At 69.8% G+C, this 23,717-nt stretch carries 26 protein-coding genes; 19 read left to right on the top strand and 7 right to left on the bottom strand.

The features are described from left to right. The first annotated feature begins 145 nt into the window (after window positions 1-145). The 3 genes from queG (at window position 146) to EKE94_RS12520 (ending at window position 3,590) form a co-directional block, all read left to right on the top strand. On the top strand, window positions 146-1,258 hold the full coding sequence (gene queG / locus EKE94_RS12535; RefSeq protein WP_127906979.1) for a tRNA epoxyqueuosine(34) reductase QueG: 1,113 nt from the start codon (window positions 146-148) through the stop codon (window positions 1,256-1,258). Continuing rightward, entirely contained in the window at window positions 1,192-2,211 is a 1,020-nt protein-coding gene (locus EKE94_RS12530; protein WP_127906978.1) for a phosphatase domain-containing protein, read from the top strand. The genes queG and EKE94_RS12530 overlap by 67 nt, the downstream gene beginning before the upstream one ends. Window positions 2,212-2,642: 431 nt before the next feature. Next, window positions 2,643-3,590, top strand: a complete 948-nt coding sequence (locus tag EKE94_RS12520; protein WP_268878285.1) for a DMT family transporter — start codon at window positions 2,643-2,645, stop codon at window positions 3,588-3,590. A 53-nt stretch (window positions 3,591-3,643) separates the two neighbouring features. Here EKE94_RS12520 and EKE94_RS12515 read toward each other — a convergent pair whose 3' ends face one another. Then, window positions 3,644-4,300, bottom strand: a complete 657-nt coding sequence (locus EKE94_RS12515) for a hypothetical protein (RefSeq protein ID WP_127906977.1) — start codon at window positions 4,298-4,300, stop codon at window positions 3,644-3,646. Between the two features lie 189 nt (window positions 4,301-4,489). On the opposite strand from EKE94_RS12515, the gene EKE94_RS12510 reads away from it, so the two are divergent. Then, window positions 4,490-4,843, top strand: a complete 354-nt coding sequence (locus EKE94_RS12510) for a VOC family protein (protein ID WP_127906976.1) — start codon at window positions 4,490-4,492, stop codon at window positions 4,841-4,843. A gap of 229 nt (window positions 4,844-5,072) precedes the next feature. Here the strand turns inward: EKE94_RS12510 and EKE94_RS12505 are convergent, their stop codons facing one another. After that, a complete protein-coding gene (locus EKE94_RS12505) occupies window positions 5,073-5,939 on the bottom strand; it encodes a branched-chain amino acid aminotransferase (RefSeq protein WP_127906975.1) in 867 nt (288 codons plus the stop codon). A gap of 178 nt (window positions 5,940-6,117) precedes the next feature. Between EKE94_RS12505 and EKE94_RS12500 the strand changes: the two genes are divergently transcribed. The 6 genes from EKE94_RS12500 (at window position 6,118) to EKE94_RS12475 (ending at window position 10,292) form a co-directional block, all read left to right on the top strand. Then, window positions 6,118-6,618: a MarR family winged helix-turn-helix transcriptional regulator gene (locus tag EKE94_RS12500; RefSeq protein WP_127906974.1), complete on the top strand. Its 501-nt coding sequence runs from the start codon at window positions 6,118-6,120 to the stop codon at window positions 6,616-6,618. Next, a complete protein-coding gene (locus EKE94_RS12495) occupies window positions 6,618-7,391 on the top strand; it encodes a response regulator (RefSeq protein WP_127906973.1) in 774 nt (257 codons plus the stop codon). Before EKE94_RS12500 ends, EKE94_RS12495 begins: the two co-directional genes overlap by 1 nt. A gap of 246 nt (window positions 7,392-7,637) precedes the next feature. Continuing rightward, entirely contained in the window at window positions 7,638-8,090 is a 453-nt protein-coding gene (locus tag EKE94_RS12490) for a hypothetical protein (protein WP_127906972.1), read from the top strand. Between the two features lie 137 nt (window positions 8,091-8,227). Continuing rightward, entirely contained in the window at window positions 8,228-9,163 is a 936-nt protein-coding gene (locus EKE94_RS12485) for a histone deacetylase family protein (protein ID WP_127906971.1), read from the top strand. Next, complete coding sequence (locus tag EKE94_RS12480; protein WP_127906970.1) at window positions 9,160-9,423, top strand: exodeoxyribonuclease VII small subunit; 264 nt, start codon at window positions 9,160-9,162, stop codon at window positions 9,421-9,423. The genes EKE94_RS12485 and EKE94_RS12480 overlap by 4 nt, the downstream gene beginning before the upstream one ends. Beyond that, complete coding sequence (locus EKE94_RS12475) at window positions 9,420-10,292, top strand: polyprenyl synthetase family protein (RefSeq protein WP_407940908.1); 873 nt, start codon at window positions 9,420-9,422, stop codon at window positions 10,290-10,292. Before EKE94_RS12480 ends, EKE94_RS12475 begins: the two co-directional genes overlap by 4 nt. A gap of 73 nt (window positions 10,293-10,365) precedes the next feature. Here EKE94_RS12475 and EKE94_RS12470 read toward each other — a convergent pair whose 3' ends face one another. Then, window positions 10,366-11,127: an ion transporter gene (locus EKE94_RS12470; RefSeq protein WP_127906969.1), complete on the bottom strand. Its 762-nt coding sequence runs from the start codon at window positions 11,125-11,127 to the stop codon at window positions 10,366-10,368. A gap of 190 nt (window positions 11,128-11,317) precedes the next feature. On the opposite strand from EKE94_RS12470, the gene EKE94_RS12465 reads away from it, so the two are divergent. The 4 genes from EKE94_RS12465 to dxs all read left to right on the top strand — a co-directional run bounded on the left by EKE94_RS12465 (window position 11,318) and on the right by dxs (window position 14,930). Beyond that, the gene (locus tag EKE94_RS12465; RefSeq protein WP_127906968.1) at window positions 11,318-11,893 is read left to right on the top strand and encodes a hypothetical protein; all 576 of its coding nucleotides are present in this window, start codon (window positions 11,318-11,320) and stop codon (window positions 11,891-11,893) included. 63 nt (window positions 11,894-11,956) lie between these two features. Next, window positions 11,957-12,310, top strand: a complete 354-nt coding sequence (locus EKE94_RS12460; RefSeq protein WP_127906967.1) for a YigZ family protein — start codon at window positions 11,957-11,959, stop codon at window positions 12,308-12,310. Continuing rightward, the gene (locus tag EKE94_RS12455) at window positions 12,307-12,747 is read left to right on the top strand and encodes a DUF4186 domain-containing protein (RefSeq protein WP_127906966.1); all 441 of its coding nucleotides are present in this window, start codon (window positions 12,307-12,309) and stop codon (window positions 12,745-12,747) included. Before EKE94_RS12460 ends, EKE94_RS12455 begins: the two co-directional genes overlap by 4 nt. Window positions 12,748-13,001: 254 nt before the next feature. Continuing rightward, complete coding sequence (gene dxs / locus EKE94_RS12450; protein WP_127906965.1) at window positions 13,002-14,930, top strand: 1-deoxy-D-xylulose-5-phosphate synthase; 1,929 nt, start codon at window positions 13,002-13,004, stop codon at window positions 14,928-14,930. A gap of 66 nt (window positions 14,931-14,996) precedes the next feature. Here the strand turns inward: dxs and EKE94_RS12445 are convergent, their stop codons facing one another. Continuing rightward, the gene (locus EKE94_RS12445) at window positions 14,997-15,884 is read right to left on the bottom strand and encodes an SDR family oxidoreductase (protein ID WP_127906964.1); all 888 of its coding nucleotides are present in this window, start codon (window positions 15,882-15,884) and stop codon (window positions 14,997-14,999) included. 178 nt (window positions 15,885-16,062) lie between these two features. Here EKE94_RS12445 and EKE94_RS12440 point away from each other — a divergent pair, with 178 nt between their 5' ends. The 5 genes from EKE94_RS12440 to EKE94_RS12420 all read left to right on the top strand — a co-directional run bounded on the left by EKE94_RS12440 (window position 16,063) and on the right by EKE94_RS12420 (window position 20,210). Next, on the top strand, window positions 16,063-16,416 hold the full coding sequence (locus EKE94_RS12440; RefSeq protein WP_127906963.1) for a hypothetical protein: 354 nt from the start codon (window positions 16,063-16,065) through the stop codon (window positions 16,414-16,416). A 57-nt stretch (window positions 16,417-16,473) separates the two neighbouring features. Then, window positions 16,474-17,079 carry a glutathione S-transferase gene (locus EKE94_RS12435; protein WP_127907246.1) on the top strand — a complete coding sequence of 202 codons (606 nt, stop codon included), beginning with the start codon at window positions 16,474-16,476 and terminating at the stop codon, window positions 17,077-17,079. A 359-nt stretch (window positions 17,080-17,438) separates the two neighbouring features. Next, window positions 17,439-18,026: a ubiquinol-cytochrome c reductase iron-sulfur subunit gene (gene petA / locus EKE94_RS12430; RefSeq protein ID WP_127906962.1), complete on the top strand. Its 588-nt coding sequence runs from the start codon at window positions 17,439-17,441 to the stop codon at window positions 18,024-18,026. Window positions 18,027-18,036: 10 nt separating this feature from the next. Beyond that, the gene (locus EKE94_RS12425; protein ID WP_127906961.1) at window positions 18,037-19,380 is read left to right on the top strand and encodes a cytochrome b; all 1,344 of its coding nucleotides are present in this window, start codon (window positions 18,037-18,039) and stop codon (window positions 19,378-19,380) included. A gap of 17 nt (window positions 19,381-19,397) precedes the next feature. Then, entirely contained in the window at window positions 19,398-20,210 is an 813-nt protein-coding gene (locus EKE94_RS12420) for a cytochrome c1 (RefSeq protein ID WP_127906960.1), read from the top strand. 272 nt (window positions 20,211-20,482) lie between these two features. Here EKE94_RS12420 and EKE94_RS12415 read toward each other — a convergent pair whose 3' ends face one another. The 3 genes from EKE94_RS12415 to thiB are packed head-to-tail and all read right to left on the bottom strand — an operon-like array spanning window position 20,483 to window position 23,704. Next, window positions 20,483-21,178 carry a thiamine ABC transporter ATP-binding protein gene (locus tag EKE94_RS12415; protein ID WP_127906959.1) on the bottom strand — a complete coding sequence of 232 codons (696 nt, stop codon included), beginning with the start codon at window positions 21,176-21,178 and terminating at the stop codon, window positions 20,483-20,485. After that, on the bottom strand, window positions 21,165-22,733 hold the full coding sequence (locus tag EKE94_RS12410) for an ABC transporter permease family protein (protein ID WP_127906958.1): 1,569 nt from the start codon (window positions 22,731-22,733) through the stop codon (window positions 21,165-21,167). Before EKE94_RS12410 ends, EKE94_RS12415 begins: the two co-directional genes overlap by 14 nt. Further along, window positions 22,709-23,704 carry a thiamine ABC transporter substrate binding subunit gene (thiB, locus tag EKE94_RS12405; protein ID WP_127906957.1) on the bottom strand — a complete coding sequence of 332 codons (996 nt, stop codon included), beginning with the start codon at window positions 23,702-23,704 and terminating at the stop codon, window positions 22,709-22,711. Before thiB ends, EKE94_RS12410 begins: the two co-directional genes overlap by 25 nt. Window positions 23,705-23,717 lie beyond the last annotated feature (13 nt).

The raw sequence follows: 23,717 nt of genomic DNA, 5'->3' as shown, positions 1-23,717 counted from the left end.
GCGCCGCTTCCTCGGCCCCGGCGGGGCGCGGCGGCCCGCGTCCCGACCGGTTGCGCCTCGTCCGCCCTCGCAAGATCGGTGCTGCGGCCCCCCGGAGTGGGGCGCGGCTGACGGGTGCCCCCCTTTCCCGACGCATGGGCCAGGCATGAGCGCGGATCTGAAATCGCGGCTGGTCGCGCAGGCCCTGTCGGACGGCTTTGTCGCCTGCGGCGTGACGCGTCCCGATGCGGCACCGCAGACCGCGGGGCGGTTGCGGTCGTTCCTTGCGCAGGGACGGCATGGCCAGATGGACTGGATGGAGGCGCGCGAAGGCTGGCGCGGCAGCCCCTCGGCGCTTTGGCCGCAGGCGCGGTCGGTCATCATGCTGGCCGAAAGCTATGCGCCGGAAACCGATCCGATGGCCGTGCTGGACCTGCGCGACCGCGCGGCGATCAGCGTCTACGCGCAAGGGCGCGATTACCACGACGTGGTCAAGAAGCGGCTGAAGCGCGTCGGTCGCTGGCTTCTGGAGCAGGCCCCGGGCGAAGAGATCAAGGTCTTCGTCGACACCGCGCCGGTGATGGAGAAGCCGCTGGCGCAGGCCGCGGGGCTCGGCTGGCAGGGCAAGCACACCAACCTCCTCAGCCGCGAGTTCGGCAACTGGGTGTTCCTGGGCGCGATCTTCACCACCATCGACCTGCCCCCCGACACGGCCGAGGACGAACATTGCGGATCCTGCACGCGCTGCCTGGATATCTGCCCGACGAACGCCTTTCCCGCGCCCTTCCAGCTGGATGCGCGGCGCTGCATCTCGTACCTGACGATCGAACACGACGGGCCGGTGGACCCCGACCTGCGCCCCGCGCTGGGCAACCGGATCTACGGCTGCGACGATTGTCTTGCGGTCTGCCCGTGGAACAAGTTCGCGGTCGAGGCGCGGGATCTGCGGCTCTTGGGCGACGGCAGCCTGGTCGCGCCGCCGCTGGCCGAGCTTGCGGCGCTGGACGATGCTGCATTCAGGGCACGGTTTTCGGGTTCTCCGATCAAACGGATCGGACGGGGAAGATTTGTCCGCAATGTGTGCTATGCCATTGGCAATTCTCAAGATCCGTCCCTTTTGCCCGCCGTCCAGGCGCTGACCGGGGACGGGGACGACACGGTCGCCGACGCCGCCGCCTGGGCGGTCGGGCGGCTAAACGGGGGACGACAGGAGTGCAGGCTGCCCGCGCGCTCTTCCACCGGCTCGCCCTCTGGGTCGAGCGGGTCGCAGAACGACTGACCCGACGGCGGCGCGCACGTGATCCGCTGCTCGAACCCTATCGCGGGTTCTCCACTCCCGACCGGCTGATCCTGCGGGGGCGAGTGCTGACCGCGTTGCGGCGTACCCACCCGGAGCCCGAATCCAGCCGGTGGCAGAACCTCAAGCAGATGGCAGGCCTGTTCCTGACGGACGAGGTCGCAGGCGTGGCGGCTGTTGCGCCCTCGCAAGGCGTGCAGGAAACGAGCGACCCCGAGGGGTACCTGTGGATCGAGGTGCCGCGCGGCGAGATGGGACCGGGCTGGCACGAGGTCGCGGTCGAGATCGCCGGGCGTCCGGGGACGCGCACCGGCTTTCCGGTGCTGGTCCCGGCCGAGGATGCGCGGCTGGGCGTGATCACCGATATCGACGACACGATGATGGAGACCGGCGCCTATTCCCTGCTGCGCAATCTCTGGACGACCTTCACCGGCTCGGCGCTGACGCGGAAGGTCTTTCCCGACAGCGTCGTGCTGATCGACCACCTGTCGCGGCATGGGCGGAATCCCGTCTACTACGTCAGCTCCTCGCCCTGGAACCTGCATGCGTTCCTGGACAAGGTTTTTTCACGGGCCGGCCTTGTGGCGGGCCCGATGTTCCTGCGCGATCTCGGGTTCCGCGCGGGCGAAGCCGGGGGCACGGGGCACATGGGACACAAGAGCGCGGCGATCGACCGGGTGATGGCGGCCAATCCGGGCCTGCCCTTCGTGCTGATCGGCGACACCGGACAGGCGGATGCGCATGTCTATCTCGAGGCCTGCCGACGCCATGGCGGCCGTGTTTCGGCGGTGGTGCTGCGCCAGCCCGGGCCGGGACCGGATGCGGAAAGCCGCCGTGCCCTCGCGATGATCCGGTCGATGGGCGTGGCGGTCGTCACCGGCACGGACCTGGCCCACGCCCCGGTCGATCTGAACCGGGCGCGGGTGCGCGCATGACCCGCACGCCGGGCGACGACACCCCCGCAGGTCGGGCCGGCGCGGGCGATCCCGCGGCCGACACGCGCCGTGCAACGTCCGATCCGGCGCCGACAGGCGCCCCGGGTGCGCGGTCCGTCGCGCGGTCGGGGCCGGGCCGTGACGCCGGGGCGGCGCATGGCAACGGTACCGCAGGCACGGGGGCCCGCGCACAGACGGGGCAGGCGGGCCCGGACGGGGCGGGCCGGGACAACGTGGACCGGGACGGGGTGGGTTCGGATCGGGCGGACCTTGGTGAACGGCCGGATCAGGCGGCCCGGGGACGGTCAGACGCTGCTTCGGGTTCGGTCGGAGGCGCGGCGGCGAGTTCTGGCGCGGGACCGGACGCAAGCGCATTGATCGGAGCCCGGGACGACCCCGCGGATGGCGCCGGGGAGCCTTCGCGCCGCTGGCTGGAGGACGACGACCCCGATCGCGCACAGCCCCTGCGGGGCATCGCGCTCAAGGTCTGCGCCGTGGCGCTCTTCGTCGTCATGTCGGCGATGATCAAGGCCGCCTCGGCCAGCGTGCCGCCGGGCGAGACGGTGTTCTTCCGCTCGGCCTTTGCGGTGCCGGTGATCCTGGTCTGGCTGGCGTGGCGGGGCGAGCTTGGGCGGGGCCTGCGCACCGCCGACCCGATGAAGCACGTCTGGCGGGGGCTCGTGGGCTCGACCTCGATGGGGCTGACCTTCACCGGGCTGGGTCTGCTGCCGCTCTTCGAAGTGCAGGCGATCCAGTATGCGACCCCGCTGCTCGTCGTGGTCTTCGCGGCGATGTTTTTGGGCGAGGAGGTGCGGCTTTTCCGTCTGAGCGCCGTGGCGCTGGGCCTCGTGGGCGTGCTGATCGTGCTGTCGCCCCGCCTGACGGTGCTGAGCGGCGGCGCGGTCGAGGCGGCGGATGCCGTGGGCGCGCTGGCGGTGCTTGGGGCCGCGGTGCTGGCGGCGCTGGCGCAGGTCTTCGTGCGGCAGATGGTGCGGACGGAAACCACCGCCTCGATCGTCTTCTACTTTTCGATAACCGGCACCGTCCTGTCACTGGCGACCCTGCCCTTCGGCTGGGTCGTGCCCAGCCCCGGGGTGCTGGCGCTTTTGATCGGGGCGGGCCTTCTGGGGGGCACGGGGCAGATCTGCGTGACGTCCAGCTACCGCTTCGCCGATGCCTCGCTGGTGGCGCCCTTTGACTATACCTCGATCCTCCTGGCGCTGGCCATCGGCTACGGCGTCTTCGGCGAGGTGCCGACCGGCGTGATGCTGATTGGCGCCGCGCTGGTCACCGCGGCCGGGGTGCTGATCATCTGGCGCGAACATCAGCTGGGGCTGGAACGCGGCCGGTCGCGCCGCGGGGTGACGCCGCAGGGCTGAGGGCCTTGTCGCCCCGCGCCCCGGATCGGGGCGGCAGGGCCCTGGGCTTGTCCTCAGACCCGCCCGCGTCTTGCCGCGCGAAAGCTGGCATAGGCCAAGGCGCAGGTGGCCGAGATCAGCAGCATCTCGCCCCCGTCCTCGGCCACGGCCAGCGTGGCGTCGAGCCAGCTGGACGGCTGCGCCCCGGCGACCAGCGAATGCACCATGTCCAGCCCGATCCCCACCAGGATCAGTGCGCAGAAGAGGGCAAAGAACTGTCCCACGCGGACCCGCGTCCGCGACCGGCCCCACGCAAGGGCGAAGAGCGTCAGGACCAGCACGCCGAGCGCCGCCCAGATGGCAAGTTCGCCCAGGTCCTGCGCCCGAAGCCCGGCGACGCCGGGCACGCCCAGCCGGTCGACGAGGGCGCCGCCCAGGCGTTCGTGCAGCCGTCCCGCATCGTCGAGGAACAGGATCGCGTAGGCGCCCGAAAGCAGCGCGTAGCCCTGCTGCGGCATCGCCCGCCCGGCCCGCCAGAGCAGCACGGCAATGGCGATCCATTTGAAGAAGTTGCCGTATTCCGAAACGCTGGTGTCGGAATTCAGCGACAGGTCATCGGGAGGCGCACCGACGGTCGCGATGAACGCCACGTGGATGGCGATCAGTACGATGTCGAAGAGCAGGAGCGCGCTGAGAAGCCGCAGCGCGGCACGGCGGTCTTGGTCTGCCATCGGGCATTCATAAATCCCCCGCCAAGGTGCGGCAAGCTGCCCCCGGCGGGCGTGACGGGACGTCCGCGGCGGCCCTGGTGGCCTTTGCCGTCCGGCGACGGACGCGCCCCGCCGCGAGAAAAACCGCTGACCCGGCCCCCATGTGTGCTATGCCACGTGAAACATCCAAGGGGAGCGTATGGGGGGCGTATGACCGTCAAACGTATCGTCGCGAATATCGCGGCCTCACCGATCGCGGATGTCGTGGCCTTCTACGAACGGCTTTTCGGCCTGCACGTGGTCATGGATCACGGATGGATCGCGACGCTGGCCTCAGGCGAAACCATGCAGACTCAGCTTTCGATCGCGTCCGAGGGCGGGTCGGGGACGGCTGTCCCGGATCTGTCGATCGAGGTCGAGGATGCCGGGGCAACCTATCGGCGGGCGCGGGACCTGGGGTGCGATATCGTCTACGACCTGACGGACGAACCCTGGGGTGTGCGCCGGTTCTATCTGACCGACCCGGCAGGCAAGCTGGTCAACGTCCTGTCGCATCGCGACTGATCGCGACCGAGAAAGCCGGGCGTTGACCCCCGGGAGGGGCTGCACCTTTTCCCCTTGTGGGATCGAGCAAAAGAAAACCCGGCCGCATGAGGCCGGGTTTTTTGGGGTGGCGGGATGGCCCGGCGGGCTTTGCGGCCGCGGGCCGGCCGCGCACGGGCGGGGGTCAGGCCGGGGCACGGGCCGGTGCGCGATGCCCTGGCCCTGCCCAGGCGGGGCCCGCCCTGCGGTATTAGCTGCGGACCATCGTCTCGTAGGCCTGCGAGATGTCTCTAGCCAGGGCGCCGACCTCGAAATTGTAGTCGCCGATCTGGCCCACCGGCGTCACCTCGGCCGCGGTGCCCGTCAGCCAGCACTGTTCGAAGCCTTCCAGTTCTTCGGGCATGATGTGGCGTTCGTGAACGGTCACGCCGCGGTCCTTCAGCATCGCGATGACCGTCTGGCGGGTCAGCCCGTTCAGGAAGCAGTCGGCCAGCGGCGTGTGCACCTCGCCGTCCTTGACGAAGAAGATGTTCGCGCCCGTCGCCTCGGCCACGTAGCCGCGATAGTCGAACATCATCGCGTCCGAACAGCCCTTGGCCTCGGCCGCGTGCTTGGACATCGTGCAGATCATGTAAAGCCCGGCGGCCTTCGCCTCGCTCGGGATCGTCTCGGGGCTGGGGCGCTTCCATTTCGAGATGTCGAGCTTGGCGCCCGACATCTTGGCATCGCCATAGTAGTTGCCCCATTCCCAGCCTGCCACGACCAGCCGCACCGGGTTCTTCGACGACGACACGCCCATATCCTCGCCCGCGCCACGGAAGGCGACGGCGCGCACATAGGCGTTGTCCCAGTTGTTGGCCTTCAGCATCGCGTCCTTGGCGACGTCGATCTCGTCGGCCGTATAGGGGATTTCCATGTCGATCAGGCGGCCCGACTTCAACAGCCGTTCCGAGTGGTCGTGCCCGCGGAAGATCTTGCCGTTGTAGCAGCGCTCGCCCTCGAACACGGAAGAGGCGTAGTGCAGCGCGTGGGTCAGCACGTGGACCTGCGCATCGCGCCAGTCCACCAGTTTGCCGTCCATCCAGATCTTGCCGTCGCGGTCGTCGTAGCCGGCCATCGTCTCGCTCTCCTTCACCCCGGGCCGTTCGCCCATTTCCGAAAGTTGCGCAATTGCGTCCGTAGTGGACCTAATGTTGCGAAATTACCTCGGCGGGCTAACAGTCAGGTCTTGGAATGTCAATAAGGCTGACGTAGTATCTGACCGAATTTTAGGCGGACCGCGAAAAGGGGACGGGATGACGGACAGGCCCCAGGCCAGTGGCGAGACGCTGCTGTTTCTCACCGACGATCAGGTGCGACGGGGGATCGAGGCGATGTTTTTCGCCTATCGCGGGTTTACCGCCGACCCCGACCGGATCCTGGCCGAGTATGGCTATGGCCGGGCGCATCACCGGGCGATCCACTTCATCAACCGGCGGCCAGGGCTGACGGTCACCGCGCTTTTGGCGACGCTGGGGGTGACCAAGCAATCGCTGAACCGGGTGCTGCGCGCGCTGGTCGAGGACGGTCTGGTCGAAAGCCGGGTCGGTCCGCGCGACAAGCGCGAGCGCAATTTGTACCTGACCGACAGCGGCATCGCGCTGGAGGCCGCGCTGTCCGAGGTGCAGGGCCGCCGGGTACGCGCCGCGTATCGCGCGGCGGGGCCCGAGGCGGTCGCCGGGTTCCGCCGCGTGCTCGAGGCGATGATGGATCCCGACCTGCACGGCCTTTACGCACGGGAGGCAGAGCGGATCTGATGGCGAGCGACGAGGGGACAGCCGGGACGGGCCCCGACGAGGGCACGGCTGGTCGCGCCGATCCGGTCGCAGCCGACGCGCATCTGCTGATCGTCGACGATGACGAACGGATCCGCACCCTTCTGCGCAGGTTCCTGCGGCGGCACGGTTTCCTGGCCACGGCGGCGCGCGATGCGGCGCAGGCGCGGCGGCTTCTGGCGGGGTTGCAGTTCGATCTGGTCGTGCTCGACGTGATGATGCCGGGCGAGGACGGGATCGCCTTCACCCGCGCTTTGCGCGCGGACTCGGCGGTGCCGATCCTGCTGTTGACCGCGCGGGGCGAGACCGAGGCGCGGATCGCCGGGCTGGAGGCCGGGGCGGATGACTACCTGGCCAAGCCCTTCGAACCCAAGGAGCTTTTGCTGCGGATCGGCGCCATCCTGCGCCGGGTGCCGCAACCCGAACGCCCCGAGGCCGCGCCGAAGGTGCTGCAACTGGGCCGCGTGCGCTACGACATCGCGCGGGGCGAGCTGTGGCAGGGCGACGCGCCGGTGCGGCTGACCGCTACCGAGGCGCAGCTGATGCGGATCTTCTCGGCCGCGCCGGGGCAGGCGATCACCCGCGCCCGGCTGGTCGAAGAGCTTGGCCGCGGCGGGCGCGAGGGCGGCGGCGCTCAGGAGCGCGCGGTCGACGTGCAGATCACCCGCCTGCGCCGCAAGATCGAGGCCGACCCGAAAGAGCCGCGCTACCTGCAGACCGTCCGCGGCGCAGGTTACATGCTGCTGGGCGACTGACGCGGCGGGCTCGGGGAGAGACGGCCGGACAGGTCCGGGGCGCCCGGACCTTGCAATCGCGATCCCGTTAAACCCGGCCCGCAACCCTGACCGCCGCGATCCCGGCAATCGGCAGGCCCCGTGCGGCGGGCGCTCCGGCGGCTCTTTGCCGACCGTGCCCCAGGCGTCACCCTCCTGCGTCCGCCCCGCTGCCCTGTGCCCCCCGCATGTGATACTATCGGTGCGGTGGAACGACGGAGGGTCGGCATGCGCGGCAGTCATCACTACGGGGCCTTTGACGAACAGGCGGCGGCCGCGAGCCGGGCGGATGGCGAAGGCCTTTATGGTCTCTTCCTCTTGGCGCTCGCGCTTGTCCCGGCGACGATCATCGTGGGGCCGTGGTTCCTGCCCAGCCTGTGGCTGGGACAGGCGATCTGGCAGACGGACCTGTCCGAGGGGGTCAGGCTTCTGTTGATCGCCGGGGTGCTGGTCGTGAACGTGACGCTGGTCCTTCTGGCGCTGACGCGCCTGCCGAAGCGCGCCATCGCGTGGATCGGCGCGGCCCAGGGCGTCGTTCTGGGCTCGGCCTTCCAGCCCTTCGTCAGCACGCTCTGGACCTGCGTGATCGTCGTGGTCGCGGCGATCGCGTTCTACCTGATCTTCGGCGTCGTCGCGGAAAAGGTGCAGGGCGCCGGGCCCGCAACCGAACACAAGTCGTAACGCGGCCTGCCGGTCGCGGCGGCCCCGCCCGCGGACGAAAGGTCCAGCTGGCAGGATCGCCCCGTCCGGCGGTGGCAGGCGCGGTACTGCAGGGCAGGCGATTGCCGATCTCGTGCGGGGCGCTACTGTGACTGTCCATGACCACAGCCTATTTCTCGCATCCCTCCAGCTTCGATCACGCCACGCCGCCGGGCCACCCCGAACGGATGGACCGCGCCTATGTGCTGGCCGAAACGCTGCGGGCCCCGGCCTTTGCGGCGCTCGACCGGCGGCGCGCGCCGTCCTGCGAGGCCGAAGAGATCCTGCGTTGTCACCCCGAGGCCTATCTCGACCTGATCGAGGCGAAATCGCCCGGCCACGGGGTCACGCAGCTCGACCCCGATACGTTCCTGTCGCCGGGCAGTTTCACCGCCGCGCGTCACGGGGTTGGCGGCTGCGCCGCGGCGGTGGACGCGGTGCTGTCGGGCGAGGTGGCGAACGCCTTCGTGGGCTGCCGCCCGCCGGGTCATCATGCGGAACGCGAAACCGCGATGGGGTTCTGTTTCTTCGGCAACGTGGCCATCGCGGCAAAGCGGGCGCTGGACCATCACGGGCTGTCCCGCGTCGCGGTGCTGGATTTCGACGTGCACCATGGCAACGGAACGCAGGACCTGCTGTGGGACGAGCCGCGGGCGCTGTTCTGCTCGTCGCACCAGATGCCGCTGTTTCCCGGTACCGGCGCGGCGTCCGAGACCGGAGGATCGGGCAACGTGATGAACCTGTCGCTGGCGCCTGGGTCCGGCGGGGACGAGATGCGCGAGGCCTGGGCGGGCACGATCCTGCCCGCCGTGCGCGACTTTTCCCCCGAACTTATCCTGGTGTCGGCGGGCTTCGACGCGGATGCCCGCGATCCGCTGGCGCAATTGACCTGGAACACCGACGATTTTGCGTGGCTGACACGGGCCATCGGCGAGGTCGCGGACGAGGTCTGCGGCGGGCGCGTGGTCTCGACACTCGAAGGCGGGTATGATCTGGAAGCCTTGGCCGCCGGTGTGGCGGCACATGTGACGGGTCTGATGGAGCTTGGGGCATGACCGACAGCGATACCGCGAAACCCGCCGCCCGGCCGGTGGACGAGATGAGCTTTGAAGAGGCGATGCGCGAGCTTGAGGGCGTCGTCGCCCGGCTTGAATCCGGCGACGTGCCGCTGGAGGATTCGATCAAGCTTTACGAGCGTGGCGCCGAGCTCAAGGCCCGCTGCGAGGCCAAGCTGAAAGAGGCCGAGGAGAAGGTTGCGCGCATCACGCTCGACGATGCGGGCCAGCCCCGGGGCACCGAGCCTCTCGACCCGTGAGCGCTGCGTTCGAGGCCGGGCTTGCCGATGCTGCGCACCGGGCCCACGTCCGGCTGGACGCGGCTCTGACGGCGCTGGGCGACCTGCCGGTGATGCAGGGCATGCGCTGGGCCCTGGCGGGCGGCAAGGGGCTGCGCGCCTTTCTCGTGCTTGAAAGCGCGCGCCTGCACGGCGTGGCGGGGGACGCCGCCGTCGATGCCGCCGCCGCGATCGAGGCCCTGCACGCCTATTCACTGATCCACGACGACCTGCCCGCCATGGACGACGACGACCTGCGCCGCGGTCGCCCCACGGTGCACGTGCAGTGGGACGAGGCGACCGCCATTCTTGCCGGGGACGCTTTGCAAAGCCTCGCCTTCGAGCTTTTGTCGGCCATGGATCTGCCGGCCGCGCCGCGGATCGCGCTGGTCGGGCGGCTGGCCCGCGCGGCCGGGGCGGCGGGCATGGTGCGGGGTCAGGCGCTTGATATCGCGGCGGAAACCGCGCCCGTGCCGCTGACGCTGGACGAGATCATCGAATTGCAGACCGGCAAGACAGGTGCCCTCTTCGGCTGGGCGGCAAGCGCCGGAGCGGTGATGGCCGGGGCCGATCCCGCGCCGCTTGAACGCTATGCCGCGGCGTTGGGGCTGGCGTTCCAGATCGCCGACGATGTGCTGGATGTCGAAGGCGACGCGGGACTGGCCGGCAAGCGGCTGGGCAAGGACGCGGCCGCGGGCAAGGCGACCTTCGTGTCGCTTCTGGGGCTGGACGCGGCCAAGCATCGCGCCGCCGAACTGGTGGCCGAAGCTCAGCTGGCGCTGGCCCCCTACGGCGAAGACGCCGCCGCCCTGCGCGAAGCCGCCGCTTACGTGGTGGCCCGCGACCGCTAGGCGGTGCGGACGGCCGGGTTAGGGCGATGGACGCCGAACCGCGGGCGCGTGCGCGGGTGCCACGGGGTCTGCCCTAAACCGTGCCCTCGGTTTCGATATGCACGGTATGGCCGCAATGCTTGCAGTGCACGGCGTCCGAGTCGTGCAGTTGCAGCCCGCATTCGGGGCAGGGCGCCTTGACCTTCGCGGGGCGGAACAGCACCGTCGCCAGCCGCAGGAACAGCGTCACGCCGCAGATCATGATGACCACCGCCAGCAGGCGCCCGACCGTCCCGGGCAGTGTGATGTCGCCGAACCCCGTCGTGGTCAGCGCCGTGACGGTGAAGTAGAGCGCATCGAGATAGTTGCCGATGTCGTCGGTGCGCCCGTGCTCGGTCGCATAGACCAGCCCCGTCATCACGAAGAGGAAGACCACGAGGTTGACCGTCGCCCCGATGGTCTGTTCGTGCCGACGGAACAGCGGCAGGTCGGTGCGCAGACGCTCGACCAGCTGGTAGGTGTGCAAAAGGCGCAAGGTCCGCAGCACCCGCAGGAAACCCAGGCCCTCGACCAGAGCCGAGGCGAGGAACGACAGCGTGGCCACGATGTCGGCCAGCGTTATGGGCGAGACGAGGAACTTCCATTTCGAGGGCGCGATCCAGGCGCGCGCTACCAGGTCGGCCAGTACCCCCGCCCCGAAGATCAGGCCGATGGTGTCGAAGACGGGACGCCGTTCGAAGAACGACACCAGGATCACGAAGAGGATGGTCACGAGGTCGAAGGCGACCAGTGCGTAGCGGAACCGGTGCGCCCGGTCGCTGTGGCCGTCGTAAAGCTCGGTCAGTGTCGCGCGCATGCCCGCCCTCGTTGAATGGGCGTTCAACCTGCCGGGGTCCGGGGCGGTGGGCAAGGGGGATCGTCCTCGGCAAGGCCCCGCTGCCTGCCGCGCGGTCCGATTGCGGCCGGGGCGCCGGGCGGCTAGGCGGGCGCCGAGGCACGGGGCCAAGGGGGGCAAGCCGATGATGTCGCTGAAAAAGATCAGTCGCATGCCGGTTCTTCGGTCCTTTGCGGTCATTGCGCTGCTGCTGGGGATCGCCGGTGCCGGCTGGCAGGGGTATCGTCACTGGCAGGCCCGCGTCGTCTTCACGTCGCGGGATCTGGGCGCGGCCGAACGCGCGGCCCTCGTCGCGCGGCTGGCGGCCTATGGACGCGCATGGCAGGAGGAGGATGCCGCCACCCTCGCAGACATGCTGCCGCCCGGGTACCTCGATGCCGGAAGCGAAGGCGCGGAGCGTCCGCCCGAGGGGGTGCGCGATCTTTACCGGAGCAACCTCGAAGAATTCTTCGATGGTGTCGATGTGATGCGCGCGGAACCTGACCCGGTGATGGGGTCTTCGGGCGCGGGGCGTGGCGATCTGGTCTTCGCACAGGTCGAGGTGCCCATCGACCTCATGGGGCGCGGCGGCATGCGCCGGATGCAGTTCCCCATCGTCGCGGTCTTGGACGGCGGCGCATGGTGGCTGCTGCAGATTTCGAGCGTCAAGACCCGCGAGGTTCTGAACCTGGGCTATCCCGACCTGCGGGGGCTGACGTTCCAGCGTTTGGCCCCGCCGTCCGACTAGGGCTCGTACATGGCCGCGTGCCCGCTTGATCCCCCGGCCTGCGCCGCGCTAGGCCTGCACTCCATGCTGGTCCTGCCCAACATCATATCCGACCGCGGGTCGCGCTACGCGGTGTCCGGCGGGCCCTGCCGGTCCGAGGCCGAGGCGCGCGACTTCGTGAAAGAGCTCTGCCGGCGCAAGAAATTCGCGAAGGCCACGCATCACTCCTGGGGCCTGCTGACGGCGGAGGGGCCGCTCAAGTCCGATGACGGGGAAAGCGGCGCGGGCGCCGTGATCCTGCGGATGCTGGAGCGCGAGGAGGTCGCCGACCACCTTGTCGTCGTCACCCGCTGGTACGGCGGCAAGCACCTGGGCGGCGACCGGTTCCGCCATGTGCAGGAGGCGGTGCGGCTTTACGTCGAAGAGGCGCGGCCGTGACTTTCGGGGGCAGCCCCGCGGCGGACCTCGAACGGACGCTCGAAAGGTTGGCGCGTTCGGCCTTTCGCGCGCGGTTCCGGCTGGACCCCAAGGATCGCGCCTATGCCGATGCCAAGGGGCGCGGGGTGATTGCGGCCCACGCGGCGGACTTCGTGGCCTCCCGGCTCGCACCCGCCGCGCCACGCAACGACGGGCGGCAGACGCCGATGCGCGGCCATCCCGCCTTTGTCGCGCAGCATGCGACGGCCACCTGCTGCCGGGGCTGCCTTGCCAAATGGCACGGCGTCCCGCAGGGGCGCGAGATGACCGGCGACGAACAGGCCCGCGCCGCCGCTCTGATCATCGCGTGGATCGACCGGCAAATGGGGTATCACCCGCCGCGGCGCGTGTCTCCGGCATCTGCGCCCGTGTCACCCTCCGACGGCGCGGAGGACTAGCCCCCGGGCGCGTCCCGGCGCCGGTCGCGCAGTCGTCGCCTCTACCCTCATCGGGCGCCGGTGCGGGCTTTGTCCGGGATGCCCGGCGCCGCGATCTGTGGAACATCCCGGCGCCCGGCATTGCGGGGGTCAGGCGCCCTGCCGATGGCCGCGACGGCACAGGCGGGTCGGATGCGGCGAAGGTTGCGGCAATCGTGCCCCTTGGATAACACGGCGCGACCCCCATAATGGGTTATGGGGAAGGAGGCCCGCCCATGACGACCCGACCGACCACGCCGCTGCTCGACACCGTTCACAGCCCGGCCGACCTGCGCCGGATGAGCGACGGCGACCTGCGGCGCCTGGCCGACGAGGTGCGCGCCGAAACGATCTCGGCCGTGTCCGAAACGGGCGGCCACCTTGGCGCGGGGCTGGGCGTGGTCGAACTGACCGTCGCGCTGCACGCCGTCTTCGACACCCCCCGCGACCGGCTGATCTGGGACGTGAGCCACCAGACCTATCCGCACAAGATCCTGACCGGCCGCCGCGACCGGATCCGCACCCTGCGGCAGAAGGACGGGCTGTCGGGCTTCACCAAGCGAACCGAAAGCGTCTACGACGCGTTCGGCGCCGCCCACAGCTCGACCTCGATCTCGGCCGCGCTGGGCTTTGCCGTCGCGCGCGACCTGGGCGGCAGGCCCGAGGATGCGGCACTGGGCGACGCCATCGCGGTGATCGGCGACGGCGCGATCAGCGCCGGCATGGCCTATGAGGCGATGAACAACGCGGGCCACCTGGGCAAGCGGCTGATCGTGATCCTGAACGATAACGAGATGTCGATCGCCCCGCCCGTGGGCGCCATGTCCTCCTACCTGTCGCGGCTTTATTCCGAGGCGCCGTTCCAGGAGCTGAAGGCGGTCGCCAAGGGCGCCGTCGGCTTCCTGCCGCCCCCCTTCCAGGAGGGCGCGCGGCGCGCCAAGGAGATGCTGAAAAGCCTGACCGTCGGCGGCACGCTCTTCGAAGAGCTGGGATTCTCCTATATCGGCCCCATCGACGGGCACGACATGGACCAGATCCTTCCGATCCTGCGTACCGTCAAGGACAGGGCGACGGGGCCGATCCTGATCCATGCGATCACCCGCAAGGGCAAGGGCTACGCCCCCGCCGAAGAGGCCGCCGACCGTGGCCACGGCGTGTCCAAGTTCGACGTGGTGACCGGCGCGCAGAAAAAGGCCAAGTCGAACGCGCCGGCCTATACGAAGGTCTTTGCCAAGGGGCTTCTGGCCGAGGCCGCCGCCGACGACCGGGTGGTCGCCGTCACGGCCGCGATGCCCGACGGCACGGGGCTGAACCTCTTTGCCGAACGCCACCCCGACCGCTGCTTCGACGTGGGGATCGCCGAACAGCACGGCGTGACCTTCGCCGCGGGGCTGGCGGCCGGGGGAATGAAGCCCTTCGCCGCGATCTACTCGACCTTCCTGCAGCGCGGCTACGACCAGATCGTGCACGACGTGGCGATCCAGCGTCTGCCGGTGCGCTTTGCCATCGACCGTGCGGGCCTCGTGGGGGCAGACGGCGCAACCCACGCCGGGGCCTTCGATACCGCGTTTCTGGCGAACCTGCCCGGGTTCGTCGTGATGGCTGCCTCGGACGAGGCCGAGCTGATGCACATGGTGGCCACCGCCGCGGCGCATGACGACGGGCCCATCGCCTTTCGCTACCCGCGCGGCGAAGGGCGCGGGGTCGAGCTGCCCGAGCGGGGGACCCCCCTTGAAATCGGGCGTGGCCGCATCGTGCAGGAGGGTAGCAAGGTCGCGCTTCTGTCCTTCGGCGCGCGCCTGGCCGAGGTCGAGCAGGCGTCCGAGGCGCTGGCCGCCCGCGGGATCACCCCCACCGTGGCCGATGCGCGCTTTGCCAAGCCGCTCGACCGCGACCTGATCCTCGACCTGGCCGCGCGCCACGAGGTGCTGATCACGGTCGAAGAGGGGGCTATCGGCGGGTTCGGCAGCCATGTCGCCCAGCTTCTGGCCGAGGAAGGCGTTTTCGACAGCGGCCTGCGGTTCCGGTCGATGGTGCTGCCCGACATCTTTATCGACCAGGCCTCTCCGCGCGACATGTACACGGTCGCGGGCCTGAATGCCGAGGATATCGAGGCCAAGGTGCTGGACACCCTGGGGCTCGACCGGATCGAACGCAGCGCCTGAGCGCCTGAGCGCCGGTCGAGGGGGCGGGAGCCATCCGCCCGCCACCCCCGTTACGGCCTGCCCTCGCTACTCCTCGTCGTCGCGCAGCGCCGCAAGGCCTTCGCGGTAGGTGGGATAGGCGAGGCGGACGCCGAGGTCATGCTTGATCCTGTCGTTCCGCACGCGCTTCGACTCGGCATAGAAGCTGCGAGCCATCGCGGACATCTCGGCCTCGTCAAAGGGCACCTCGGGCGGAACGGGCAGGCCCAGCAGCCGGGCCGCGTGGGCGATGACGTCCTGCGGCGGGGCGGGGTCGTCGTCGCACAGGTTGTAGACCGCGCCTGGATCCGGCCGCGCGATCGAGGCGTCGAGCACCTGCGCGATATCTTCGACATGGATGCGGCTGAAGACCTGCCCGGGCTTGACGATCCGCCGCGCGGTGCCCGCACGCACCTTGGCAAACGGGCCGCGGCCCGGCCCGTAGATCCCCGCGAGGCGGAAGATGTGCAGGGGCAGCCCGCTGTCCTGCGCGAGGCGCTGCCAGTCAGCCTCGGCCGCGACGCGCATCTCGCCGCGCCGCGTGGTCGGCGCAAGCGGCGTCGCCTCGTCCACCCAGCCGCCGCCGTGATCGCCGTAGACCCCGGTGGTCGAAAGATACCCCGCCCAGTCGAGATGTGGCGCCGCCCGCGCCACCGCGTCGCGCGAGACCTGCAACAGGGGATCGCCGCCCGCGTCCGGCCCGGCCGAGACCAGAAGGTGCGAGGCCCGCGCAAGCGCGGCCTCCAGCGCGCCGCGGCCTTCGGGCGTCGGTGCGGCCGCGTCGATGACGACGGCCGCGATGCCGTCCGCGGCCAGATCTGCGGCCTTGTCGGCGCTGCGCGTGGTGGCGGTGATGTGCCAGCCCCGGGGACGCAGCCGCTGCGCAAGCGCCCGGGCCGAATAGCCGTGGCCGAAGGAAAGAAGATGTCCGCTCATGCCCCTTGTGTTGCGTCCCGGCGGGCGGGACGCAAGGCCTGATCGGCGCCCGACCTTCAGGGTGCGCCGGTATCCCCCCCTGCGCGACCGGTCGGTCGCCTCTGGGCGCCTCTCCGGGGAACCTGCATGCCGCGCTTGTCGTTTCGACGCCAGTCCAAGAAAGGGAGGCCGCGATTCCATGTCCGTTCCGAAGAAATACGACGACATCGATTTCACGCCGCCCGCCGCGGCGGCGGACGCGGCCGAAAAGGGGCTGGAGCTGCGCCGCAAGTTCGGGCGCGGCGGCACCGACGTGGGCGTCGCCCGGGCTCGCGATCTGAAGAACCGCAAAACCGTGTCGCCCGATACGGTCGAGCGGATGGTGAATTACTTCGCCCGCCACGAAGTCGACAAGCGGGCCGGCAATTTCGGCGACGACGATGATCCCTCGGCCGGCTACATCGCCTGGCTGCTGTGGGGCGGCGATCCCGGGCGTGAGTGGGCAGACGGCGTGGCCGACAAGATGGAAAAGGCCGACGCAGCCGCGTCCTGACCCCGCTGGTCGCGGGCAGTCGTCCCCATTCCCATAACTCGCCGGAGCCCCCTGATGATGCAGCTTTATCATGCGCCCGCCTCGCCCTTCGTCCGCAAGGTGATGCTGGTTTTGCACGAGACCGGGCAATTGGATCAGGTCGACCCGATCGCGGCCCGCCCCCAGCCCATCGGTCCCGCCGATCCGGTCGCAGGGGCGAACCCGCTGGGGAAGATCCCCACGCTGGTCCGCCCGGACGGCCCGGCGCTTTACGACAGCCGGGTGATCTGCCGCTATCTCGATGCCCGTGCGGGCGGGCGGCTTTATCCCGAGGCCCGGATCTGGGAGACGCTGACGCTTGAGGCCATGGCCGACGGGATCATGGAGGCGGCGCTCCTTCTGGTCTACGAGGCGAGGGACCGCGCGCCCGAAGCGCAGTCGGCGGACTATATGGCGGGGCAGTGGGACAAGATCGACCGCGCGCTCGATGCGATCGAGGAGCGCTGGATGGCCCATCTGGCCGCGAACCGGCGTGACATCGGGCATCTGGCCGTGGCCGCCGCGCTGGGATACCTCGATTTTCGCCATGCGGATCATGGCTGGCGATCGGCGCGCCCGGCACTTGCCGCGTGGTATGCCCGGGCGGTGGACTGGCCCGCGATGGTCGCCACCGCACCCGGGTGAACCGGGGCGCGCGGCGCCCGTGCTGATACCCAAGAGAATCGCTTTGTTTTGACGCCGACCGGCGTGGACGGCGTGGCCTGTGCCGCGTCCCGGGGCCGTGCGACGCGCGAAACGGCGGGACGCGTCCCGGGACGGGGCTATGGGCCCTGCCTCAACTCTCGCAAACGTTACCCTTTTGCGACAGGTCGGCGCGAAGGCGGGGTGCCCCGGCGGCTGTGGTGAAGATGCGCGCCTTTGTCCGCTGGACGGGCCGGGATGAGGATTATAGACAACGCGACAGGCGACTGCGGCGGTTCCGCCGCCGCCTTCGCATGTGATTGGCCCGGCGCGCCCCGGGTCGGAAACGTTGGAGAGGCTCCGTGTCCCACGCAGAAGACCATCATGGCACACGCCGGGATTTCCTGTACTACGCCACCGCCGGGGCGGGCACCGTGGTTGCAGGGGCGGCGGTCTGGCCGCTGGTGAACCAGATGAACCCGTCCGAGGACGTGCAGGCGCTGAGCTCGATCCGCGTCGACATCTCCGGCATCGAACCCGGTACGCAGCTGACCGTGAAGTGGCTGGGCAAGCCGGTTTTCATCCGTCGCCGTACCGAGGATGAGATCGCGCAGGCGAAAGAGGTCGACGTGGCGACGCTGCCCGACCCGATCGCGCGTAACGCGAACATCGACGATACCGCCCCCGCCACCGACCAGAACCGCGCCCTTCCCCCTGCAGGGGTCGAAGAGGGCGCCGAGGGCTCGGAAGAGTGGCTGGTGATGATGGGCGTCTGCACGCACCTTGGCTGCGTGCCGCTGGGCGAGGCCGGCGATTTCGGCGGGTGGTTCTGCCCCTGCCACGGCTCGCACTACGATTCGGCCGGCCGCATCCGTCGCGGCCCCGCGCCCGAGAACCTGCCGGTTCCGGTCGCCGCCTTTGCCGACGAATCCACGATCGTGCTGGGATAAGGAGAGAGAGATGGCTGGCATTCCGCACGACCATTACGAACCGAAGACCGGGGGCGAGCGCTGGCTGCATCGCCGCCTGCCGGTCCTGGGGCTCGTGTACGACACGATCATGATCCCCACCCCGAAGAACCTGAACTGGATGTGGATCTGGGGCATCGTTCTGGCCTTCTGCCTGGCACTGCAGATCGGCACCGGCGTCGTGCTGGTGATGCACTATTCGCCCGACACCGACCTGGCCTTCGCCAGCGTCGAGCACATCATGCGTGACGTGAACGGCGGCTTCATGCTGCGCTACATGCACGCCAACGGCGCGTCGCTGTTCTTCGTCGCCGTGTACATGCACATCTTCCGCGGCCTCTACTACGGTTCCTACAAGGAACCGCGCGAGGTGACGTGGATCATCGGCATCCTGATGTACCTTCTGATGATGGGCACGGCCTTCATGGGCTACGTCCTTCCCTGGGGGCAGATGTCGTTCTGGGGCGCCACCGTGATCACCGGCCTCTTCGGCGCGATCCCCTTCGTGGGCGAGACGCTGCAGACCTGGCTGCTGGGCGGACCCGCCGTCGACAACTACACGCTGACGCGCTTCTTCTCGCTGCACTACCTGATGCCGATGGTCCTGGCCGGGCTGACGCTGGTGCACATCTGGGCCTTCCACACCACCGGCAACAACAACCCCACCGGGGTCGAGGTGCGCCGCGACAGCAAGGACATCGCCAAGCGCGACACACTGCCGTTCTGGCCCTACTTCGTGATCAAGGACCTGTTCGCGCTGGTCGTGATCCTGGCCGTGTTCTTCGCGGTCGTGGGCTTCATGCCGAACTACCTGGGCCACCCCGACAACTATATCGAGGCGAACCCCCTGGCGACGCCGGCGCACATCGTGCCGGAGTGGTACTTCCTGCCCTTCTACGCGATCCTGCGGGCCTTCACCGGCGACGTCTGGGTGGTGATGGGCGCAAGCTGGATCACCGGCGGGATCATCGACGCCAAGTTCTTCGGCGTGCTGGCGATGTTCGGCGCGATCGCGGTGATGGCGCTGGTGCCGTGGCTCGACACGTCGCGGGTCCGCTCGGGCCGCTACCGGCCGCTGTTCCGCTGGTTCTTCGCGCTGCTCATCGTCGACTTCATGCTCCTGATGTGGTGCGGGGCGATGCCGGCCGAGGAACCCTATGCCTCGATCTCGCTGGTCGCCGCGGCCTACTGGTTCGCCTACTTCCTGGTGATCCTGCCGCTTCTGGGCGTGCTGGAACGGCCCGTGGCTGCGCCGGCAACCATCGAAGACGATTTCAATGCGCACTACGCGCCGCACACCGGGGGCACGCAGACCCTCGTGAAGCCGGCCGAGTGAGAAGGGGACAGCCAGCAATGCTGAAACAGTTCGCAACCGCCGCCCTTCTCGGTCTTGGCGCTGCCGGCGGGATCGCCGGCGCCGCCTCGGCCGCCGGAGAGGAATCGCACACGGTCGATGTCGACTTCTCGTTCGAAGGCCCGTTCGGGGTCTACGATCAACACCAGCTGCAGCGCGGGCTGCAGATCTACACCGAGGTTTGTTCGGCCTGTCACGGTCTGCGCTACGTGCCTTACCGGACCCTGTCGGACGAGCACGGGATCGGCTGGACCGACGACATGGTCCGCGCCTATGCCGCCCAGTACGAGGTTTTCGACCCCGAGCTGGACGACTACCGCACCGCGATTCCGACCGACCACTTCGGGGAAAGCTCGCTGTCGAACGCCCCCGACCTCAGCCTGATGGCGAAGTCGCGGGCGGGGTTCCACGGGCCCTACGGTCTTGGGATCAACCAGTTCTTCAAGGGCATCGGCGGGCCCGAGCACACCTACTCGATCCTCACCGGCTATACCGGCGAGACGCGGGAACAGGCGGGCACCGTGCTTTACGAGAACCACGCCTTTGATTCGGGCTGGATCGCGATGCCGCCGCCGCTGACCGATGGGCAGGTCGAGTTCGCCGACGGCCACGACAACAGTGTCGAATCCATGTCCAAGGATGTCTCGGCCTTCCTGATGTGGGCGGCCGAGCCCAAGATGATGGCGCGCAAGCGCGCGGGCTTTGCCGGCGTGCTGATGCTAAGCGTCCTGGCCGTGCTTCTCTACCTGACGAACAAGCGGATCTGGAAACCGATCAAGCATCGTCACGCGGCCGAACACCGCGAAAGCTGAGGCCGTCCCGGCCACGGCCGACACCGATCACAGGCGCGTCCCCCAGGGGGCGCGCCTTTTTTCGTTCGGGCGGCGCGGGGCCCGGCCGCCGCGGTCCGGTCTCGGTCCGGCGCAGGAGGGATGTGGTGGGTCTCTGCCACCCGGGCGGGGCGGGTCGCGGCGGAGAATTCGCGCGCGTTCCGCGCCCCTCGACGGCACCCGGCGCCACGGCGGCTGTGCCGCAGGCGCCGCGCTTGCGGGCCGGGTCGCGGATAGCCGGGGTGCGGGCGGGCTCAGCCCTCCAAATAGGTCCGCAAGGCAGGGGGCGGCTGGTCCAGCAGATGCGCGGTCGGGGCGGGCGCGTGGGCGCGTCCGCCGGCCACGAAGACCGTTTGGCCGCCCAACCGGCGGGCATCCTGCGGATCATGGCTGACCATGAGGACCGTCGCACCGATCTCGGTCGCGACCTCGTCGACCAGCGCCAGCATCCGTCGTTTCAAGGCCGGGCCGAGCGCCGCGAAGGGTTCGTCGAGCAGCATCACCGGCTGCGCCCGCAGCAGGATCCGCGCCAGGGCCACGCGCCCCTGTTGCCCGCCGGAGAGCGCGCCGGGCTTGCGGTCGCCCAGCCCCTCCAGTCCTACGCGGTCGAGGCTGCGGGCAACCCGGTCTCGTTCCTCCCGCGTCAGGCGGCCCGAAAGGCGCAGCCCCAGCGCGGCATTTTCGAAGGCGGTGAGATGCGGAAACAGGTTGCCGTCCTGAAAGATCATCGACACGGGCCGCCGGCCCGGGGGCAGCGGCGCAAGATCCCGCCCGTCAAAGGCGACGCGGCCGGCATCCGGCAGGAGGAACCCGGCGATCGCCGACAGCAACGTGGACTTGCCCGCGCCCGAGGGGCCCAGGACCGACACCCGCGCGCCGTTTTCGATCGCAAGGTCGGCGGCAAGGGCAAAGCCCGGGCGCCGGATCTCGACCCCCTCAAGTGTCAGCATCAAGCCGTCCTCCGCGGTCGAACAGCCAGAACAGCGCGAGGCTGCTGGCCAGAAGAATCAGCGCGGCGCCTGCGGCCGCGTCCATCCGGTAGGCGCCCATCAGGCCGTAGAGCGCAAAGGGCAGGGTCCCGGCCGAGGGATCGGTGAAAAGCGCGATCACCCCGAGGTCCCCCATGCTGAGCGCCGCCGCCAGCGCCATCGCAAAGCCCATGGGCCGACGCAGGCGCGGCAGGATCAGCCGCCGCAGTCGCGCGCGCCCCTGCAGACCCAGTTGATCGGCCAGCGGGCCATAGATGGCCTCGGTCGCGCGGGCCGCGGGGATCAGGGCGCGCAGGGCAAAGGGAAGGCTCATCGCGGCATTGACCAGCGCCGTCACCGGCAGGGCGAGGGCCGTGGGATTGGCGATCGGGCGAACCAGCAGGAACAGGCCGACCCCGATGACGAGGGGCGAGACCGCGACGCTCAGATACCCCGCCGCCTCGACCATCCGCGCGCCGGGGCGGGGCCGTGCGGCGGCCAGCGCCATCGGCAGGGCCAGAGCGAGGGTCAGAGCACCCGACGCCAGCGCCACGGCGAGCGAGCGCAGCGCGGCGCCCCATATGCTGGCGGGCATCCGGGCCAGACCCGGCACGCCGTCGAGGAAGATCGCCAGAAGAGGCAGGACGAGGAAGGCCGCCGCCAGCGCGATCAGCGCGGCATCGCCGCCGCGGTGCCAAGGTCCCTGCGCGTCCCAGCGTTCGACGGCCCGGTCCAGCCCGCCCGCCGCCGCCTGCGGCACCGCGAGCCCTAGCGCCAGCAGCGCCGCTACGCCCGACAGCGCGAGTTGCACCAGCGCCAGAAGGGCAGCCTTGCCGAGGTCGAACTCGAACCGGAAGGCCTGGTATATGGCCAGCTCGACCGTGGTGGCGCGGGGGCCGCCGCCCAGTGTCAGGGCCACCGCGAAGGAGGTCGTGCAGACCAGGAAGATCACGATCAGCGTGCCGGGGCAGACCTCGCGCAGCATCGGCCATTCAATATGGCGCCTGATCTGGGGCGGGCCGAAGCCCAGGTCGGCGGCAAGGCGAAAGCGTTCGGACGGCACCGCCAGCCAGCCCTGAAGGATCAGCCGGGTGGCCAGCGGCAGGTTCAGGAAGACGTGCGCCAGGATCACGCCATGCCCGCCGTAGATGTCGAGCGGCGGCAGACCCGCCAGGTCCAGCGCGGCACTGGCCCAGCCATTGCGCCCGAAGACGGTCAGCAGGCCCAGCACCGCGACGATCACCGGCAGGATGAACGGCGCGCCCAGAAGCGTCACCAGCGCCGCGCGCCCGGCAAAGCGGCGCCGCGCCAGCGCCCGGGCGACCGGGATCGCCAACGCCACCGACAGCCCCGCCGATATCGCCGCCTGTCCCAGCGTGAACCGGATCGCGGCCCAGTCCGCAGCGCCCAGTCGCGCCACGCCCTGGGCCCGCGACAGGGTCAGCAGCGCGGTGCCCAGCGTCAGCGCCAGTACCACCGCCGCCGCGATCAGCCCCGCGGCGCCCGCCGCGCCTAGCGGCTGAGGGCGGTCAGCCATTCGTCCAAGGCGGTGTCGCGGATCGCGCGCGCCTCGTCCGGCGACAGAAGCAGCGCGGTCCCGGGGCGGATCAACCCGTCATAGGCGGCGGGCAGTCCCGCCTCCGGGGTGACGGCGGGATACATCCAGTTGGTTTCGGGGATCGCCGTCTGGAACGGTGCAGTCAGCATGAAGTCGAGAAAGTCCCGCGCCAGTTCGGGTTGGTCCGACCCTGCCAGCCGGGCCGCGACCTCGACCTGCAGGTAGTGGCCTTCGTCGAAGGGCGCCGCGGTCTTGGTGTCGTCCGCCTCGGCCGCGACGTGGTAGGCGGGCGAGGTGGTGTAGGACAGCACCATGTCGGCCTCGCCATCCAGGAACAGGCCATAGGCCTCGGACCAGCCCTTTGTCACGGTGACGATGTTGTCGGCCAGCCCCTCCCAGATTTCGGGCGCCGCGTCGCCATAGGCCGCCTTGACCCACATCAGCAGCCCCAGCCCGGGGGTGGAGGAGCGGGGATCCTGGATCACCACCTGCGCCTCGCTGTCGGCGAGGTCGCGGAAATTGGCGGGCGGGTCGAAATCGCGGGCGTGCACGAAGGCGAAATAACCCCAGTCGAAGGGTACGAAGGTATCGTCCTGCCAGTCGACGGGCAGGTCGAGCGGCGGCACCTCGATCCCGTGGGGGGCAAAGAGGCCGGTGTCGCGCGCGGCGGCGGTCAGCGCGGTGTCGAGCCCCAGCACGACGTCGGCATCGGTATTGCCCCCTTCCAGCCTGAGCCGCGCCAGCAAGGCCGCCCCGTCGCCCGCGCCCACGAATTGCAGGTCGCAGCCGCATCGTTCTTCGAACGCGGGTTCGATCCGCGGGCCGGGGCCCCATTCGGTATCGAAGCTGTCATAGGTATAGACGGTCAGCACCGGCGTTTCCTGCGCGGCAGCGTGCAGGGCAGGCAGGGCTGTCAGCGCCGCGAAGATGGCAAGTGGGGTGCGGCGCATCGGGCTCTCCCAT

It is taken from the genome of Mesobaculum littorinae (assembly GCF_004011175.1).
Classification (GTDB): domain Bacteria; phylum Pseudomonadota; class Alphaproteobacteria; order Rhodobacterales; family Rhodobacteraceae; genus Tranquillimonas; species Tranquillimonas littorinae.
This window is presented reverse-complemented; position numbering and strand designations above follow the sequence as displayed.

Excerpts from the sequence above, each read along its gene's own strand:
- queG (WP_127906979.1), top strand. The coding sequence starts at position 146 with ATGAGCGCGGATCTGAAATCGCGGCTGGTCGCGCAGGCCCTGTCGGAC.
- EKE94_RS12490 (WP_127906972.1), top strand. The coding sequence starts at position 7,638 with ATGCGCGGCAGTCATCACTACGGGGCCTTTGACGAACAGGCGGCGGCC.
- EKE94_RS12495 (WP_127906973.1), top strand. The coding sequence starts at position 6,618 with ATGGCGAGCGACGAGGGGACAGCCGGGACGGGCCCCGACGAGGGCACG.
- EKE94_RS12460 (WP_127906967.1), top strand. The coding sequence starts at position 11,957 with ATGCTGGTCCTGCCCAACATCATATCCGACCGCGGGTCGCGCTACGCG.
- EKE94_RS12435 (WP_127907246.1), top strand. The coding sequence starts at position 16,474 with ATGCAGCTTTATCATGCGCCCGCCTCGCCCTTCGTCCGCAAGGTGATG.
- EKE94_RS12500 (WP_127906974.1), top strand. The coding sequence starts at position 6,118 with ATGACGGACAGGCCCCAGGCCAGTGGCGAGACGCTGCTGTTTCTCACC.
- EKE94_RS12480 (WP_127906970.1), top strand. The coding sequence starts at position 9,160 with ATGACCGACAGCGATACCGCGAAACCCGCCGCCCGGCCGGTGGACGAG.
- EKE94_RS12470 (WP_127906969.1), bottom strand. The coding sequence starts at position 11,127 with ATGCGCGCGACACTGACCGAGCTTTACGACGGCCACAGCGACCGGGCG.
- EKE94_RS12410 (WP_127906958.1), bottom strand. The coding sequence starts at position 22,733 with ATGGCTGACCGCCCTCAGCCGCTAGGCGCGGCGGGCGCCGCGGGGCTG.
- EKE94_RS12465 (WP_127906968.1), top strand. The coding sequence starts at position 11,318 with ATGCCGGTTCTTCGGTCCTTTGCGGTCATTGCGCTGCTGCTGGGGATC.
- EKE94_RS12515 (WP_127906977.1), bottom strand. The coding sequence starts at position 4,300 with ATGGCAGACCAAGACCGCCGTGCCGCGCTGCGGCTTCTCAGCGCGCTC.
- EKE94_RS12440 (WP_127906963.1), top strand. The coding sequence starts at position 16,063 with ATGTCCGTTCCGAAGAAATACGACGACATCGATTTCACGCCGCCCGCC.
- EKE94_RS12415 (WP_127906959.1), bottom strand. The coding sequence starts at position 21,178 with ATGCTGACACTTGAGGGGGTCGAGATCCGGCGCCCGGGCTTTGCCCTT.
- dxs (WP_127906965.1), top strand. The coding sequence starts at position 13,002 with ATGACGACCCGACCGACCACGCCGCTGCTCGACACCGTTCACAGCCCG.
- EKE94_RS12505 (WP_127906975.1), bottom strand. The coding sequence starts at position 5,939 with ATGGCCGGCTACGACGACCGCGACGGCAAGATCTGGATGGACGGCAAA.
- EKE94_RS12420 (WP_127906960.1), top strand. The coding sequence starts at position 19,398 with ATGCTGAAACAGTTCGCAACCGCCGCCCTTCTCGGTCTTGGCGCTGCC.
- thiB (WP_127906957.1), bottom strand. The coding sequence starts at position 23,704 with ATGCGCCGCACCCCACTTGCCATCTTCGCGGCGCTGACAGCCCTGCCT.
- EKE94_RS12445 (WP_127906964.1), bottom strand. The coding sequence starts at position 15,884 with ATGAGCGGACATCTTCTTTCCTTCGGCCACGGCTATTCGGCCCGGGCG.
- EKE94_RS12510 (WP_127906976.1), top strand. The coding sequence starts at position 4,490 with ATGACCGTCAAACGTATCGTCGCGAATATCGCGGCCTCACCGATCGCG.
- EKE94_RS12425 (WP_127906961.1), top strand. The coding sequence starts at position 18,037 with ATGGCTGGCATTCCGCACGACCATTACGAACCGAAGACCGGGGGCGAG.
- EKE94_RS12485 (WP_127906971.1), top strand. The coding sequence starts at position 8,228 with ATGACCACAGCCTATTTCTCGCATCCCTCCAGCTTCGATCACGCCACG.